11 protein-coding genes and 2 pseudogenes are annotated in these 17,344 nt (G+C 43.9%); 11 read left to right on the forward strand and 2 right to left on the reverse strand.

The annotated features are described in order from the left end of the window. Positions 1-175: 175 nt before the first annotated feature. Positions 176-1,162: an SPRY domain-containing protein gene (locus tag ACQW03_RS22795; RefSeq protein ID WP_441951862.1), complete on the reverse strand. Its 987-nt coding sequence runs from the start codon at positions 1,160-1,162 to the stop codon at positions 176-178. Positions 1,163-1,420: 258 nt separating this feature from the next. On the opposite strand from ACQW03_RS22795, the pseudogene ACQW03_RS22800 reads away from it, so the two are divergent. The 3 genes and pseudogenes from ACQW03_RS22800 to ACQW03_RS22810 form a co-directional block, all read left to right on the forward strand. After that, positions 1,421-1,531: pseudogene (locus tag ACQW03_RS22800) on the forward strand (NucA/NucB deoxyribonuclease domain-containing protein); the annotation flags it as partial. 173 nt (positions 1,532-1,704) lie between these two features. Then, positions 1,705-2,791, forward strand: a pseudogene (locus ACQW03_RS22805) (Kelch repeat-containing protein). A 133-nt stretch (positions 2,792-2,924) separates the two neighbouring features. Next, positions 2,925-3,032, forward strand: a complete 108-nt coding sequence (locus tag ACQW03_RS22810; RefSeq protein ID WP_196233322.1) for a sporulation protein YjcZ — start codon at positions 2,925-2,927, stop codon at positions 3,030-3,032. Positions 3,033-3,266: 234 nt separating this feature from the next. On the opposite strand, the gene ACQW03_RS22815 is transcribed toward ACQW03_RS22810, so the two are convergent. Beyond that, positions 3,267-4,745: an FAD-binding protein gene (locus ACQW03_RS22815; protein ID WP_441951864.1), complete on the reverse strand. Its 1,479-nt coding sequence runs from the start codon at positions 4,743-4,745 to the stop codon at positions 3,267-3,269. 714 nt (positions 4,746-5,459) lie between these two features. On the opposite strand from ACQW03_RS22815, the gene leuC reads away from it, so the two are divergent. From leuC to ACQW03_RS22855, 8 genes are all read left to right on the forward strand, one after another. After that, entirely contained in the window at positions 5,460-6,884 is a 1,425-nt protein-coding gene (leuC, locus tag ACQW03_RS22820; protein WP_071641285.1) for a 3-isopropylmalate dehydratase large subunit, read from the forward strand. A 20-nt stretch (positions 6,885-6,904) separates the two neighbouring features. Then, a complete protein-coding gene (leuD, locus tag ACQW03_RS22825) occupies positions 6,905-7,507 on the forward strand; it encodes a 3-isopropylmalate dehydratase small subunit (RefSeq protein ID WP_013310633.1) in 603 nt (200 codons plus the stop codon). Positions 7,508-7,739: 232 nt separating this feature from the next. Further along, positions 7,740-9,314, forward strand: coding sequence for an N-acetylmuramoyl-L-alanine amidase family protein (locus ACQW03_RS22830; protein ID WP_071641283.1), 1,575 nt, complete (start codon positions 7,740-7,742; stop codon positions 9,312-9,314). Positions 9,315-9,607: 293 nt separating this feature from the next. Further along, a complete protein-coding gene (locus ACQW03_RS22835; protein WP_071641281.1) occupies positions 9,608-11,107 on the forward strand; it encodes an N-acetylmuramoyl-L-alanine amidase family protein in 1,500 nt (499 codons plus the stop codon). A gap of 45 nt (positions 11,108-11,152) precedes the next feature. Then, on the forward strand, positions 11,153-11,803 hold the full coding sequence (locus tag ACQW03_RS22840) for a GerMN domain-containing protein (RefSeq protein WP_023989082.1): 651 nt from the start codon (positions 11,153-11,155) through the stop codon (positions 11,801-11,803). A gap of 213 nt (positions 11,804-12,016) precedes the next feature. Further along, on the forward strand, positions 12,017-12,691 hold the full coding sequence (nth, locus tag ACQW03_RS22845) for an endonuclease III (RefSeq protein WP_023989081.1): 675 nt from the start codon (positions 12,017-12,019) through the stop codon (positions 12,689-12,691). 56 nt (positions 12,692-12,747) lie between these two features. Continuing rightward, positions 12,748-13,020, forward strand: coding sequence for a hypothetical protein (locus ACQW03_RS22850; RefSeq protein WP_013310628.1), 273 nt, complete (start codon positions 12,748-12,750; stop codon positions 13,018-13,020). A 482-nt stretch (positions 13,021-13,502) separates the two neighbouring features. Continuing rightward, positions 13,503-17,165: a dynamin family protein gene (locus ACQW03_RS22855; RefSeq protein ID WP_441951868.1), complete on the forward strand. Its 3,663-nt coding sequence runs from the start codon at positions 13,503-13,505 to the stop codon at positions 17,163-17,165. Positions 17,166-17,344 lie beyond the last annotated feature (179 nt).

The raw sequence follows: 17,344 nt of genomic DNA on the forward strand, positions 1-17,344 counted from the left end.
GTCCTTCTAGCCATTTGGTGAGGAAGGTTAATTATGGGGTTGTTCAAGCCAACAAGTGAATTAATCCCCTTAATTGGTCGGGAGAGCTTTTTTTCATGGATCAGTTTGAATTTAGAGTAAATGTGAAAAAGGACTCCGCTGGTATGTAGCCAGTATGGAGTCCTTTGTTGATTTATTATTTAGTTGAATACTCACTTACTTCAAACGTGAGTATTTTATTGAATATTACATAGTCTTTACGATTACTAAATGGACCTTTGTTGTTATTGTGCTTATCAATGGCAAAGAATGAAGCGCCTCTACCAGCATCCTTTGCGTCATACCAAGCAATGAAGGCATTCAATTCTTTTTTACTCAGATCGAATTCTTTATCAAACCCATTGTCCATCGTTACAGTTAGAATAGCACGGTCTCCAGTTGGTTGTGAGGAACCATCTGTATCCGATGGATCAGGCTTTGTAGACGGATCAGGTGTTGTAGATGGATCAGGCTTTGTAGACGGATCAGGTGTTGTAGATGGATCGGTCTTTGTAGATGGGTCAGGTGTTGTGGACGGATCAGGTGCTGTAGATCCACCCGTAGCTTGATAAGGTAAAAATCCTTCAGGAACTGGATACTTAAACTCACTTGCTCCGAAATTAGCAGTATACGTAGCAGGTGGTGTTTGAGGGTTTCTTATATAAGGATATACAGTCTTTCCTAGTGAAGAAGGAGTATATTTCGAGACCCCTTGTGTAATACCGTTTTTATAAAAGGTTAGTGTGTCATTTTCTAAATCTAAAGCAATCGAGATAACATCATTTACTTTATAATCGTCCCCGTAATCATAAACCCCAGCATTAGTAGAAGAATTTGGAGGACCATAGTTCGACCCTGAGTATCCTTCATACCTAATTGGTTGTTTGGTATCTGGACTGAATAAGCCCACTTCACCAAAACCACTTTCGAGCTTTATTTCCCAGTACCATTTTCCTGAGTTTTTACCTACATTAGCAACATCGGTTTGATTCCATTGAGGAATTGTTTTTGTTAGAGACCCATCTGACCAGGTCACATTGGCAGTTTCTGCTTTTGTAACTGTAGGAAATAATGAGAACACGGAAACTCCAATAAATAATGCTAACAAGATACTCCCAAACTTTTTGAACATTTTATTATTCATGACTTCCTCCTAAAATTATGTAATAACAAAATGAATTATAAATTTTGATTTCAGGAATGTCTAAACATTTATGTCTATATATTCAAAATAAAGTTTAATAGTGGATTTAAATTTTTAGTGTAGTAATTACTCTCTCTAGTACTACATAAATGCTAGGTCTTTTTTTGTTTTGCGACAACATGCGCGATACTTCAACACGTCTCACAATATAGTATTGAGAAGATTTAAAATACTATGGAAATCAGTCAACAAGCAGCAGCTAATATTCGATACATAAGCCCTAGTAATAACCGGGGAGCAGGATCATGGGTAAGTCATCAATTAGATAAGTATGTTGATGGAACACAGGTAAGATTCATATTGAAATAAAGACAAGGACTCGACCAGTATAGAAGCTGGTATGAGACCTTTTTTTATACCCAATAAAAGATAAATATGAAAATATATAGATTATATTTATAGATCATCAAGTTTATGTTTAGACTCTTTAGATGGAATTAAGTAATCTTATGCCTACAAAAGCACATAGGGAAGAAATTGTTTTGAAAAGAATCTTTATATTTTTTATTATTTGCATAGTTTTTTTCTCAACAGAAACACAAATATTTGCTGAACAAAATGTTTGGACAAGCGAGACCGATTTAACCAAAAAAATCGACAGGGTAAGCCTGGTAACCGTTAATGGAAAGATATATTCAATTGGGGGACATGATCCAAATAAATTTTATGACACAATTGATGTTTATGATCCTGAAACTAAAACATGGACGCAAAAGGGGAAACTCCCAACAGCAAGAGGAACGGTAAGCGCTGCTGTATATGATGGGAAAATATATATTACAGGTGGCGAGCCTATTAATGACAAACTGGATATCTACGACCCCATGACAAATGAGTGGAAGAAGGGTAAATCGCTTCCTAAGGTTGTAGCTGGTTACGCCTCTCAATTTGTAAATGGAAAGCTTCTTGTCATAGGTGGTTATGATGAATCGAAAGGCTTGCTTTCTTCTATAGAAGAATATGATCCTCAGAATAATACCCGGACAACAAAGTCACCGATGTCCACCAAACGTATGGGGCTGACTTCTGCAGTGTTAAAACAATGAAATATATGTTATTGGAGGCAATACTGCAACTGCTACATTAAGTGGACCAGTCACAGCTGAAGTTGAAAAATACAATCCCAAGACAGACACTTGGTCTACTGTAACTAGCATGCCAACTGCAAGGGGGCTTTTGTCGGCAGTGAGCTTGAATAATGCAATATATGTTGCGGGCGGATCCAATAGCTCCAATTACTATTCAGTCTTTGAGAAATATACACCTGGCGATAATGGAACCTCTCCGAGTCAACCGGGAGATCCAGGCACCTCTCAACCCGATAACCCGGTGGGAGATCTTGCAATCATGGTAGTTACCATGACAACTGGCTTAGAGAAAGAGTTTGACCTGAGCATGAAAGAGGTTAACGACTTTATCTCATGGTATGAGGGCAAGCAGGCTGGTTCTGGATCGGCTTCATACGCCATTAACAAGCACGATAACAATAAAGGACCATTCAGCAGCCGCAAGGACTACATGCTGTTTGATCGTATCCTTACGTTCGAAGTAAGTGAATACACTAAATAAATCAAAAAGCTCAACTGACCTTAATTGGTCGGCGGAGCTTTTTTTTGTTAAGAAGCCCTTCCTTTAACCAAGACCTCGCATAGCCTATGGAGTATAGTACCCTAAAGTAAAGGAGGCGTTACGTGTGGGGGAAATGAAAAGAGACTACGAGGGAATCACCGGAAGAGTTTGGACATCGATAGCAGCTGTATTGGCATTGTTCATTTTGCTGGTAATCATCTTGAAATTAATTCATTTATAAAGATTCTTAAGCTCCACCGGCATTTTTTCGAATTGCTGTTTAGCCCTGTGCTTTTTATCCTTTTGGTCATAATGACTAAAGCGTGCTGAATTTAATTTTTTAAGCATAGCCACATTAGTTCCTGAGGAATCTATAAGGTTCGCCGTTCGGCCCTAGGCTAATCCATGAGGGTCGCCTCTTTTTGAAATGGTTGCGTGGTGCTTTCCATTAGCTGAAAAGGCGACTCTTTTTATCCTATTTTTGGTTAATCAACAAGCCTGACTTTGCTTCAAGATCTTCTATAATTTCCATTGCAACAAAATATCCAAAAGACAATGTTAAAATATCCTCGTATCGTTTTCCGGATCCTCTTGCTCTACTTAATATGATGTTTTGACTTTCTTGTATTTTTTTTCTAAGGAATGATAGAGAAACCACGGGTGGATTGGAAGCGATCAAATCCATCATTAGAGTTGACAACTTTTTCTGAAACTCTTCAATCGGAAAGTCATTATTTTCTTTCGAATAAAGCTGCATCGTATCAGGTGGATCTTTAAATGAAGTTTGATAGTGAGTATTGAAAACACCTTCTTTAGCTATTTTGTCCGCAATTAATTTACCAAAAACGATCCCCGATGCGAATGCTTGCCCAGGGATCCTTCCTATACCAAGATCACCATTAAATTGAGCTTCTCCAGTAGCAAAAACACGATTCAAGTTTATAGCCTCAGCATTAGCATTGATTTCGATTCCTCCTGAAGAATAGTGCATCGTTGGTGTAATTTTAATTCTTTTATTTTTAACTACCTTAGGACTAAATCCATATTTTTTGAATTTTTCATTTAAAACATTTTCATCAGCATGGCTCATATCCAAGTACATGTCTTTTTTTTGTTTGATACATTCAAGTTGGAATTTTAAAATCTCATCAATCATTTCGTGGTAATCATCTCGAGCAATTGCATCACAAATATACTTATCTTTTAATAATTGAACTCCATCCTCATCTATTATTTTCCCTTGACTCAAAGATACAACCCCGCCCAATAAAATTTGCCTTCCGTTATATATAGACCAAGGATGACACATTACTGTAGACATTCCCTTTAATCTTGCACCTATTTTTTTAGCTAAGATAAGCGTTTCACCAGTTGAACCCGGCGAATTATCATTGAAACAGAATTGTCCTGCATATCCTCCCGTAGCTAATACCAAATAATTAGTAAATATTCTGATAAATTGATCTGATTGTATGTCGTAAAATATTGCGATAATTCCTTGATCGTACTTTTCCAAATGAATCAAAATTTTATTACACATCGGTTGTTCAATATGTTGTAACAAACAATTGATTAATTTCTTTCCCCCATGTGATTTAATCAAACATTCAGGCATGATACCAAAGGATGTTTTCTCATAAGGAATCCCTAATTCTTCGAAGAAATTTATAATTATGTTGGAATTCCTATATAGCGCTTCAATTACTGATCGATCTGCTCCACATTTATCAATAGTAAGATTAATAATATTATTAATTTCATTCTCTGATGGAACCCGAGTATTTGCTGCTGAAAGAAAGGAATTGCTTTGTTTGGGTGCATTCTTTTTTGTTACAATCGTGTACTTAATATTGTTTTTTGACAAATAATAAGCAGCAGTAAGCCCTGAGATCCCCGTACCGACAATCAAAATTGGAGTGTAGTATTCAACGGATATTCCAATTTGTTTCATCATTCCAACTCCCTTTTAGGATGTGAATGTTATCTTCGGCTGAATCTCGTAGTCGGTTTTCTATTTTGTTGCAACAAAACGCATCATGATAAAGTTCATAAAATTCTTGCTCCGTTGTTAATTCCCTGTAATTTATATCAAATTATATAACTATATTTCGTTTCATACTTTATATAGTTATTAAGAGCTAACAAAATCAAATACGAACAGTTTTGCAAAAGTAGAGGAAAAAAAGAACCATTATAGCAATCGCTAAGATGATTCTTATTACGATTTCCAATATCCTTGTTACCAACGAAGAATGGAATCCAAAAAATATTTTCCTAATTGTACAAGTTTATTCCTTATATTGTCAACATTATCTGAGAATATATAATTGACTCAGCTTTCGCAGCATGAATATTCAAACAAATCCTTATGTAATAACTGGCAGTATCTTAGAAAAGGCGACAGAGTTCATTGTATTCATCCGTTTGTATAACCCTTTTTTTAAATCTTCGAATTTTAGTCGAGTGTTTTTACTAATTAAGAGCTGATAGAGAAATCAGTGCAAAGAACCGCTTATATCCACCTTATCCATCCTTATAGCCTTAACCTATCACTTCTATAGATATCATATCTTAGACCAATCAAACATCCCGTGGTATATTGTTGACATTCAAGAGAGAGCCGTTAGCTTCTCTCCACTAGGTTCGAAAAACACAGGGGTGAATAATGATGAGTAAAAAGACCATGTTCGAGAAAATTTGGGATAACCATGTCATCTATCAGGAAGCTGGAAAGCCGAGTATTTTGTACATTGATCTTCACCTCGTACATGAGGTAACATCGCCGCAGGCGTTTGAGGGATTACGTCTTAGCGGACGCCAAGTGCGTCGTCCAGAGCTTACGTTTGCAACGATGGATCATAACGTGCCGACTAAGGACCGTTACAATATTACGGACCCGATTTCCAAGCAGCAGATCGATACATTAACTCAAAATTGCCGTGATTTCGGTGTCAAACTGTATGATCTGGATACGGTGGATCAAGGTGTCGTTCACGTTATGGGGCCTGAACTTGGTCTGACTCATCCGGGCAAAACGATTGTTTGTGGTGATAGCCATACTTCCACACACGGGGCATTCGGAGCGCTCGCTTTTGGTATCGGAACCAGTGAGGTAGAGCACGTAATGGCAACACAATGTCTCCAGCAAGCCAAAGCCAAAACGATGGAAGTTCGCTTTGTAGGCCGCCGCAAACCTGGTGTGACAGCAAAGGACATGATTTTGGGTGTCATCGCCAAATACGGTACAGATTTCGCTACAGGTTATGTTATTGAGTACACAGGTGAATCTATCCGCGAATTGAGCATGGAAGAGCGCATGACTGTGTGTAACATGTCCATTGAAGGCGGAGCCAGAGCAGGAATGATTGCACCGGACGAAACCACCTTCAATTACTTGCGTGGACGTCAACATGTAGCACAAGGAGCTGCTTTCGAGCAAGCGGTTGCTGAGTGGAAAGAGCTTGTCACAGATGAAGGCGCTGAGTTTGATGTCGTGCTGGAGTTTGACGTAGATGCTTTAATTCCGCAAGTAACCTGGGGCACCAGCCCGGGGATGGGTACAGATATTTCCTCAACCGTACCGATTCCGGCAGAACTGCCAACCGAAAATGAACGTAAAGCAGCTGAAAAAGCGCTTGAATATATGGATTTGAAGCCAGGTACTCCGATCACGGATATTGCAATTGATTATGTGTTTATCGGCTCCTGCACCAATGGGCGGATTGAAGATTTGCGCGCAGCCGCTGAGGTTGCCAAAGGTTACAAGGTTTCTGACAAAGTAACGGCCATCGTCGTACCAGGTTCGGGGCGTGTGAAAATTCAGGCTGAAGAAGAAGGGCTGGACGTCATTTTTAAAGAAGCAGGATTTGAGTGGCGTGAAGCGGGATGCAGTATGTGTCTTGCGATGAATCCAGACGTACTGCAACCGGGACAGCGTTGTGCTTCGACTTCTAATCGTAACTTTGAAGGTCGTCAGGGACGCGGAGGACGGACTCATCTGGTATCTCCAGCAATGGCAGCCGCTGCGGCGATTCATGGACATTTTGTTGATGTACGGGATTGGAAATTCAAGCAGGAAGAAGTAGTCCGCTAGGATACAGAGGAGGAATTACGATGGAAGCTTTCACAACATTGAAAGGAATTGTAGCACCTGTGGATCGGGTGAATGTGGATACAGATGCTATTATTCCTAAGCAGTTTTTGAAACGAATTGAACGTACGGGCTTTGGACAGTTTCTGTTCTACGAGTGGCGGTTTGATGAAGCGGGCAATATCAATCCTGAATTTGAACCGAACAAGCCTCGTTATGCAGGGGCGTCTGTGCTGATCTCTCGCGCTAACTTTGGCTGTGGCTCCTCACGTGAGCATGCGCCGTGGGCGATTATGGACTATGGGTTTCGTTGCGTAATTGCTCCGTCTTATGCGGATATCTTCTATAATAACTGTTTTAAAAACGGTATATTGCCGATCAAGCTGTCTGAAGAGCAAGTAGAGGAATTGTTTCAGCGCACGGCGCAGCATGATAACTACCAATTAAACATCGACCTGAATGATAAAACGATCACTGACGATTATGGTCTGAAAATTGAATTCGATTTGGATGAACATCGCCGCCAGTTCCTGCTGCAAGGCTTGGACGATATTGGCCTGACACTCCAGCATGAATCTGAAATTCTGGCTTATGAACAAAAACGTGCTGCGAAACAAGGCGCATAGGGTTAATTCCCAGTTCAGTTTCAATACGTAGTCATATAGCTAGCTCATTTGTTAGACAGAAAGCCCGTACTGGCATTACTTTTGCCTGCGGGCTTTTATCATGCTCAAAAAATAAATTGGAAAATAAGGGGTTGACGGTTCGACTCAGCATGGTATTGTAAATGTAAAATGGTTGAAGGACTGTGTCTGTGGGAAATACCAAAAAATACATATATAAGTTAGGGGAATGAGAATGAAGAAATATGGTTGGGTGATACTAGCGGCTATCTTGATTTGGTTGTGGCCGTCCTCCCCTCATGCGAATGCGGCTGGAGCAGATTTATTTTTAGATGGCAAAAGGGTGGAAGCGCCTGCAGATGCCAAGCCTGAAATGGTCAATGGAAAAATCATGGTACCGCTAAGGGTGGTTGGGGAGCAGCTTGGATATCAATTCAAGTGGGAACCACAATCCTATAAAATCTCAATTCAAAAAAATAGTACCGATATGTCCATGTATGTAGGCCGTACATCCGCTGATGTGAATGGAAAAACAGTTAGTCTGGATGCACCTCCTGTGCTTCGGGGCAGCTCGACCATGGTCCCATTGCGTTTTGTTGGGGAGCAAATGGGGCTAAAAGTAGATTGGAATAATAAAAGTAAATCCGTAAATCTCAGTCAAAAGGCTGTAACTCAACAAGCGAGTAAACAGTCTCAATCCCAACCATCGTCGCAAACGTCAACACAGAGTACAACAAGCACCAATAAAACGTCTTCAGCAACAGCGACGACAATAAATCCAGTTGAAGCAGACAAGCATACTGAAGCCGCATCCTCACCAGCCAAGCAGCAAAATACAGAACAGACCACAGCAAATGCGTTGCTTGTACAAAATATTAATTTTGAGGGTGAAACGTTAAAGATTTCTCTGAACAAAGATGTTACCCCTAAAGTATCCAAAATGACGGGGAATGATCGTATTGTTGTAGATTTACCCGGGGCTTCACTGGCGACTGATTTTCTTCAGCCGTTCCCGATTCGCACCGATGGCACGCGGGCGTTGACGAATAGTGACAGTGAGGATGTGCAGGAAATTAGATTTGCTCCCACAGATGGACAAAATGGGGGCGTACGCATTGTCATTGCTTTAAATCAAGCACGTGATTACGACCTTTCAACCAATGGCCTTGGCGATATCACCCTTCAATTGCGTGAGCGTAGTGTGAATCCGGTAGTGGTAACACCAACGAATGTCGAAGGACGGCGAATCGTCGTCATTGATCCCGGACATGGTGGTAAGGACCCTGGGGCAGGTAGTGTGACTGGGCGACATGAGAAGGAATTTACATTGGCGGTAGCGTTAAAGGTTGAGCAGCTTCTACAAAATGATCCTGACATTCAAGTCGTATTGACTCGCAACGGAGATACGTATCCCACGTTGGATGAACGACCACAACTGGCTAATAGTCAACAGGCAAGCGTGTTTGTATCCATTCACGGTAATAGTATGCTAGCTTCAGATAAAGGGAAAACCAATGGCTCTGAAACCTATTATGCACGCCAGGACAGTTTGGCACTGGCAAAGGCGATGCATAAATATCTTGTAGCGGCTACCGGATTTAAGGATAATGGCATCAGGGTGGCAAACCATGTGGTGACGAGAAAATCACAAATGCCCGCTGTATTGCTGGAATGTGGCTACCTTAGTAATCTATCAAATGAAGCAGCCATGTTCACAGAAGAAACACAGGAGAAGATCGCCGAAGGTATTGTCGATGGGTTGAAGGAGTATCTTGGAACAGGCACAGGAGCAACTGAATCACTTAACTAAGGATGTTTACAATAAAAGCTACTTTCCACCTTTTAATGAAAATTCATGGGGGTGAAAGTAGCTTTTTTAGTTTTTTTGGCTGTGACTTTTGACGGAAAGCGAATGATCTATATTTTTAGTCAAAATTCGACAAAAATAGTTCTTTGGCACGTATATTTCTGTTATGATGGAATATATTCGCAACTTTTGGTGTGAGATAACGTCTATAAGGTTGTCTGATATTACATAAGCGCGTATATCAGGTCGCCGCACCGGAGCATGTGGCAAAAAAATTATGAATGGAAGGGTGACGAATGAAGAAATTTGGTTTTTTGTTGTTATTATTTGTCTTCATGTGGGCGGTTCCGGGTTATGGACATGCGGCTTCGAGTGGAACACAAATCTATCTCGACGATCAACAGTTAAGTGTCCCTAGTGGTGCTAAGGCACAAGTAATTGGCGGAAGTACAATGGTCCCGCTACGCGTAATTTCTGAAAATTTGGGATATGACGTGACATGGAAGCAGCAGGCGCGAACCATAACGATTGAGAAAGACAGTACCTCGATCCGAATGATAATCGGAAGTAAGACGGCGACTGTCAATGGAAGCGACATTAGTCTGGATGCTTCGCCTCTGCTGCGTTCCAATTATGCCCTTGTACCGCTTCGTTTTATCGGCGAGCAAATGGGACTGGACGTAAAATGGGACAGCAGCTCCAAGTCCGTAAAATTATATACCCGCAGTAGCGGGTCTGGAAACGGGGAATTCACACCTCCCAAGTCCGGAAATAACAGTACAGGTACTGGTAGTGTTACTGCACCAACGAATAACGCGAACTCAGGTGTTACACAGGTGCAGGGAGTTAGTTTCAGCCAAAACCGTTTAACCATCACAACAGCCAGTGCCGTCAAGCCGAAAGCGTTTACGATGGCAGGCCCTGATCGGGTAGTGGTGGATTTGCCAGCGACTGCGTTTGCTGACAATTTCGGAGAGCAGCAAAAGCTGGATAGCAACTTAAATGGTTCGCTGGACATTGAGAATGAAGCGGATGTGTCCGGTATCCGTTATGCTTTATTTCAAAAGGAACCTTCAACGGTGCGCGTTGTTATTGATTTAAAACATGCCATGAATTATACCGCATATAATGATGGTTCGAATCGTGTTATCGTCGATCTGGCTTCCAAAGATTCAGTGAATACCACGCCAGACGCAGCATTACCAGATGGCTCACAGCCGGATGACACGCAGACATCACCAACTAACAGCAATGGTAAAAAGGTCGTTGTTATTGATGCTGGTCATGGAGCAAAAGATTCCGGAGCAGTTGGTGTTTCAAGAAAAAATTATGAAAAGACCTTCAACTTAGCTATGGCTCTGAAAGTAGAAAGCATATTAAAGCAGAACCCCAAGCTTGAGGTTGTGCTGACACGCAGTGATGATACATTCTTGGAGCTTAAACAGCGCGTAAAAGTAGCTGAAAACCTTAATGCTAACGTGTTCGTGTCCATTCATGCTAACAGCAGCGGTAGCTCAGCTTCCAACGGTACAGAGACGTATTACCAGCGTAGTGCAAGCAAAGCGTTCGCTAACGTTATGCATAAGTACTTTGCTCCTGCGACGGGTCTGACAGACCGAGGCATTCGTTATGGCAATTTCCATGTAATTCGGGAAACGACTATGCCAGCCGTATTGCTTGAAGTAGGATATCTGAGTAATGCAAAAGAGGAAGCCACACTGTTTGATGAAGATTTTCAAAACCGGGTAGCTCAAGGGATTGCAGATGGAATCACAGAGTATCTCGACTTAAAATAAATCTTCAACAAATCGCTTGTCAACGTCAAGCAAGGAGGGGGACATATGAACAAGAAAATCGTAATTGCAGGTCTGCTGGCACTGTTTGCCATTGCAGGTGCAGGGTGTGCCTCTAAGCAAACAACGGCTCCTGCGACTCCATCTCAGGAAACACAAACTTCGAATGCACAAAATAGTACACCTGAACAGACGACCCCTGAACCATCGGCTCAATCTGCTGAAAATAATGGGGCGAGTCAAACACCTGCATCTCCGTCAACAGAGCCTACAAAAACCAAGACGGACACGGAAAATTCAGGAGATCGACAAACACAGCAGATTACGGTGTACTATACGGATACACAAGAGAACGGCTTGAAAGAACAGAAAAAGGAAATTACCTATCCAAGCGAGCTGGAAAAATTGCAAAAAGCGTTTGAAGCTCTGCAAAAGAGTGGGGATTCTGCTCTTATCCCGTTGTGGTCCGAGAAAATTTCCGTGCATAAGATCAAATTGGATAACGGTGCATTGACTTTTGATATTTCCCTGCCGGACGAGGCTCGATTGGGAGCTGGCGGCGAGGAATTGGCTATCGATGCCTTGAAGAAAACAATGTTCCAATTCAAGGAAGTTAAAACGCTGGATTTGCTCGTAGATGGTCAATCTTTAGAGTCCTTAATGGGACATGTAGATTTGGATCATCCCATGAGCCGCTAACCGATCAGACGGTATGAAAATTTCTTGGGGATTTACACACTTTTCACGTGCAATCTGTGACAGATAATGATAATATAGGAGTGTATTTCTCGCCTATGCAGGCGGTCATGCACAAATAGTATTCGTTTCTTTCCGGATGATTATTTAGAGTGACCGTCTTGATGCGGGCTATACCGTATCAAGACGTTTTTTTTGGTAGGAGGTAGGATTTCCGTGAATGCAGCAACCGCACGTCATATATTGGACACCATCGGTACGATGTTTCCGGATGCCCATTGTGAGTTGAACCATGACAATGCTTTTGAATTAACGATCGCCGTGTTATTGTCTGCTCAATGCTCCGATCAGATGGTCAATAAAGTAACGGCAGACCTGTTTCAAAAATATAAGTCACCTGAGGATTATTTGGCTGTTCCTCTTGAGGAACTGGAGCAGGATATTCGCAGAATTGGCTTGTACCGAAACAAGGCCAAGCATATTCATAACCTCTGTCGTATTTTAATAGACCAGTACGGGGGAGAGATACCTTCGGAGCACGATCAACTGGTTAAGCTACCCGGTGTTGGCCGTAAGACGGCTAACGTGGTAGTATCTACTGCTTTCAATGTACCAGCTATTGCGGTAGATACGCATGTAGAGCGTATTTCCAAACGGCTCGGTTTTGCAGGGTGGGATGATTCAGTGCTTGAGGTGGAAAAAAAGCTGATGAAGAGGGTACCTAGGGATGAATGGTCTTTGACCCACCACAGGCTTATTTTTTTCGGACGCTACCATTGTAAAGCTCAAAATCCTCAATGTCAGGTATGTCCGTTACTTGATGTGTGCAGGGAAGGCAAGAAACGTATGAAAACGTCTCTTATCAGAAAAGATAAGGAACGTAGAGCTTAAAGACCCACAGAGTAACAGAGGGTTTAACCATTTATGTGTAGAAAAGGATGAAGAGTATGAAGTGCATTTCGGTATATACAGACAATTTTGAAGCGTTCTCTGATATTTTTGAGCAAATTGTAACAACAGAATTTGCTGAAAACGAAGAGCGCGAGCTTGAGGGAATCACAGTTAGTCATTCCGGTGATGTACCTGAACATTATCTGGAGCGTATGTCACAAAAGCCAGAAGTGGTCGTAATGAAGGACAAATCCCGTGGGATTACGATTTTACAGCATGGTCAAGTATTTGAAATTTTGCTGCCAGTGCTTGAGACTGCAGCCAATTAAGTTCAATTCGCGGACGACATGCGTTGCATGTTCCGGTGTAGGCGGCTCGGCTGGTTTAACCAGCCCGAAGGCGCATATATACACGAACCTTGCAGACCATCCTGATATGGATAGAGCCTCGTTCCAATGAAGTGTGCATACATTTTGACCCTGAATTATGGTGTCGCGTTCCCCATGTTCTAAAAGGTGAATGTATGTGATGAGCAGGCTCACCCGTTGTATACATATCTTGCTTCGTCGGTGCTCTTTGAGGGCTTTGATGAATTGCATTCGGTTGCCTAAATATTTATTTTTAATGATCCGTTTTGAACAGAATAAAATGAACTTATTATTATCATGTACGAAAACAGCGTTCCCTAAAGCCAGGTACTGGCGGGGAGCGCTGTTTAGTTTTTTTGATGTGATGATTCTCACAACGGCTTAGGAATGCTACAATATAGCTATTTGGTGCAGACAAGTGATAAGGAGTGGAACCGTAGCTTATGATGCAAACGATTACAGGAGATGCGGGAAAGTGGTTGGATACGATAGAACAGATACAGAATACATTGCGTAAAGCCGGGGATGAAGCGGGAGCAAAGGCGATAGGTGATCTGCTGGAAAAAGCATATGCGCAGGAGCTGACCATTGCCTTTTGTGGACATTTTTCAGCGGGTAAATCGAGCTTGATTAACAGCCTGTGTGGTAAAACTGTACTGCCGTCTGGACCGGTGCCTACGAGCGCTAATGTAGTGTCCATCCGTTATGGACGTCCTAGAGCGCTCATTCATCCAGCCAAATCAGCGGAAAACCCAGAGCCGGAAAGCATGGAAGCCTCCCTGTCCGAGCTTGCTGAGTATTGTAAAAATGGTGGAGCCTATGAATCGGTTCAAGTGTGGGAGGATGTTCCGATATTATCTAGCGGAGGAGTGCTGCTGGATACACCAGGCGTAGATTCCACAGACCACGGACATGCGCTGGCGACACATTCTGCTTTACATTGGGCAGATATTGTTTTTTATGTGATGGATTACAATCATGTCCAATCTGAAAATAATTTGTCCTTTGCCAAAAGTTTGTCGGATTGGGGCAAGCCGTTATATTTGATCATCAATCAAATCGATAAACACCGGGAGCGAGAGCTTTCATTTACACGTTATCGTAATGAGGTAGAGACCAGCTTCCATGCCTGGCAGGTTCATTATACGGATATCCTTTTTACTTCCTTGAAGGAACAGAATCATCCATGGAACCAGTGGAAACAGTTGACGCACCTGATTCCGAAATTGCTGGAGCGAAAAACAGAGCTTTTGGCATACAGTTTAGTGTCCTCTATGCATCATTTGGTAGAGCAACATGTGGAGACTGTGCAGGCAGCTGAAGAAGAGGAACTGAACACACTGTTAAAAGATGCAGGTGGAGAAGAAGCCATTTTGCGCCTGGATTTAGAGCAGAAAACCTTGCAGCAAGAAGATGAACACTGGAAGATGCTTCCGGAGCAGGAGCGTAAACGACTGCGTCAAGAGCTGGATCATTTACTGGAACACGCACATTTGACGCCAGCGGAGCTACGTGAAGCCGCAGGCGAATACTTAGAGAGCCGCAAGGCGGGCTTCAAAACAGGGCTATGGTTTTCAGGAGGAAAGACTGAACGAGAAAAGGAAAGCCGTTTGGAACGGCTGACAGGAATGCTGACTGATCAGGTGGAGGGACAATTGCTTCCTCATATACGTGAGCTACTGAGGTCTTGGGGTGACAGTCAGGGTTTGTGGTCCGCTGCGATGGAGCAGGAGCTGGATGATATCCGCCCTGTGACGGACCGGCAACTGGTGGAGCAGACGGTGAAGGAAAATGCGTTGTCTCCCGAGTATACGTTGAACTATTGCAAGGATCTACGCGCTGCTGTGACCGCCGATTGTCGCCGTAAGGCGCTAATGCTGGTAGACCAGCTGCTGGCCCAGCTTGCAGTGCGAGCCGAAACCCGCCGCGCGGCTCTCGCGGATGCACGCACTGCGCTGCTGGCGCAGGCGGACGCGGCGAGCCGCTACAGCACCCGCGTGCAGGCCTCGGCTTCGCACGCCAGCCTGCTGCGCAGCTTGCTGCCGCAGGCTTCCGCGCCAGGCGGCTTGCCCCGTGCGGACGCGCCTGCACCGGCGTCCGATACCGCCGCTACTGCCCCGCCAGCTGCGGCACCAACGGGCATTGCGCGTCCTGGCATCGCTGGCCCGCGCAACGCATCGGCGCAGCCGCTAGCAGGAACGGCGGCAGCACAGCCTGCCGCCGGAGGCCGCCGCACGCGGCTGGATGCAGCAGCGGCCCGATTGAAGGCCGCCGCTGCCCTGGTAAGCCCGTACCCTGCCATGCAAGCGGCGGTACGGGATTTACATGCCCGCGCCGCTGCGCTGGAGGGCGGGCAGTTTACATTGGCGCTGTTCGGAGCGTTCAGCGCTGGGAAATCCAGCTTCGCCAACGCTTTGCTGGGTGAAGCTGTGTTGCCCGTATCGCCGCATCCGACGACAGCGGCGATTAACCGCATAATGGCGCCTGCAAGTGCTGAGCGCCATGCCACGGCTGACGTCCATATGAAATCAGTGGACGCGCTGCGGGAAGATCTTAAATACTCATTTCGCTTATTAGGTTTGGGGGAACCAGCGGCAGCGGGCTGGCAAGAAGCCGTTCATGCTTTATCTCCGGAAGGCATCCATCCTGCGGGTAGGCCTCATTATAGTTTTTTGAAGGCTGCCGCAGCCGGATGGGAAGAAGCTGAAAGCTTGCTGGGAGAACAGATTCAGGTGGATTTAGAGCAGTATCGGGATTTTGTTGCGTCTGAGCACAAATCATGCTTTGTGGAGCATATCGACCTTTATTATGATTGCGCCCTGACCCGTCAGGGCATCGTACTAGTGGATACGCCAGGAGCGGATTCTGTGAATGCACGACACACAGGCGTGACTTTCAACTATATGAAGCATGCGGACGCTCTTGTATTTGTCACCTATTATAACCATGCGTTTACGCAAGGTGATCGCCAGTTCCTGAACCAACTAGGTCGAGTTAAAGAGACCTTGGCGCTGGATCAGACGTTTTTTATAGTTAATGCATCAGATCTGGCTTCTTCTGAAGAAGAACTGCATTCTGTTACCCAGCATGTACAGGAACAACTACAGGCGAATGGAATCCGAAAACCACGTATTTATCCGCTTTCCAGTATGCTGGCGTTGGAAGCTGCCGAACAGGGAGAGGCGTCGCTGCGTTCAGCTTCACGTTTTGATGCATTTGAAGATGATTTTTCAGCATTCGCAGCCGAAGAGCTGGCAGGTTTGTCCATTGCTTCTGCTATGCAGGAACTGGGCCGGCTGCGGAACCGCATAGAGCAACATGCAACCGATGCCCGGTATAGTGTGGAAGAACGTGAGATCCGATTAGAGCGATTAACTCGCATCCGTGGGGAATTGGAGCATACGCTCCTAGGCCTGACTGACAGCAACGGTGCATCTGTGTTATCGGGCGAAACCGATGAATTGCTGTATCATGTACGTCAAAGGCTATCCTATCGGACTGGAGAATTTATGGCAGAGGCTTTTCATCCATCTGTTCTGCGTGAAGGAGTAGGTGATCTTCGTTCGGCTTTTGCATCTTGTGGTCGTGAGCTGATGCGTTTAATCGAACTGGAGCTGTCTCAGGAATTACTGGCAACCACACTCCGGTTGGAAAAAACGGGCCAAATTTTGGTGCACAAGGCTATACAACAGTGCGTAGAACACATGAATCACCAGTTGCAAGGACTAGATTGCACGATTCCTGAATCCAGAAACTGGGCTGTTCCCGAGCTGAATGAAATTTCTCTGCAGGAGTCTATTCATTGGAAGGATTATTGGAATAGCTTTAAAAATCCAAAGCTATTTTTTGAAGGAACTGGGCGTGCGAATCTACAAACCAAACTGGAGCCGATATTACGCGAGCGAATCGGGGAAGCTGTGGATCAGCAACGAGAACGAATGTCTTCTTTTTACGTTAGGCTGATGCAGGAGGAACAAATGTGGCAGAAAGCTCAGCTTCGAGAGCAAATGCTGGAGACGACTCGTGGCATGGAGCATGCCCTTATGGGCGGTGAGCAGCCACAGGTTTGGGAAGAGCTTGCTGGCAAGATTGCGGCTTTGGAGTAAAGATAAATAAGTACACCATTTATTAAAGTTCAGGACACCGGGTTGTGGGACAACCCGGTGTTTTATGCATGCTCCAAAAAGAAAGCAATACTGAGTAAATAGCCATATTCAATAATAAGAAAGCGATTTAATTTGTCTAATCACCCACCAATTGATAACCTGCCTGAATACGGCTTGTT

This window comes from Paenibacillus sp. DRB1-1, assembly GCF_052119485.1.
Classification (GTDB): domain Bacteria; phylum Bacillota; class Bacilli; order Paenibacillales; family Paenibacillaceae; genus Paenibacillus; species Paenibacillus polymyxa_B.

Coding starts and splice junctions, on each gene's coding strand:
- ACQW03_RS22810 (WP_196233322.1), top strand. CDS start 2,925: ATGAAAAGAGACTACGAGGGAATCACCGGAAGAGTTTGGACATCGATA.
- ACQW03_RS22850 (WP_013310628.1), top strand. CDS start 12,748: ATGAAGTGCATTTCGGTATATACAGACAATTTTGAAGCGTTCTCTGAT.
- ACQW03_RS22855 (WP_441951868.1), top strand. CDS start 13,503: ATGATGCAAACGATTACAGGAGATGCGGGAAAGTGGTTGGATACGATA.
- ACQW03_RS22835 (WP_071641281.1), top strand. CDS start 9,608: ATGAAGAAATTTGGTTTTTTGTTGTTATTATTTGTCTTCATGTGGGCG.
- ACQW03_RS22830 (WP_071641283.1), top strand. CDS start 7,740: ATGAAGAAATATGGTTGGGTGATACTAGCGGCTATCTTGATTTGGTTG.
- ACQW03_RS22840 (WP_023989082.1), top strand. CDS start 11,153: ATGAACAAGAAAATCGTAATTGCAGGTCTGCTGGCACTGTTTGCCATT.
- ACQW03_RS22815 (WP_441951864.1), bottom strand. CDS start 4,745: ATGATGAAACAAATTGGAATATCCGTTGAATACTACACTCCAATTTTG.
- leuD (WP_013310633.1), top strand. CDS start 6,905: ATGGAAGCTTTCACAACATTGAAAGGAATTGTAGCACCTGTGGATCGG.
- ACQW03_RS22795 (WP_441951862.1), bottom strand. CDS start 1,162: ATGAATAATAAAATGTTCAAAAAGTTTGGGAGTATCTTGTTAGCATTA.
- leuC (WP_071641285.1), top strand. CDS start 5,460: ATGAGTAAAAAGACCATGTTCGAGAAAATTTGGGATAACCATGTCATC.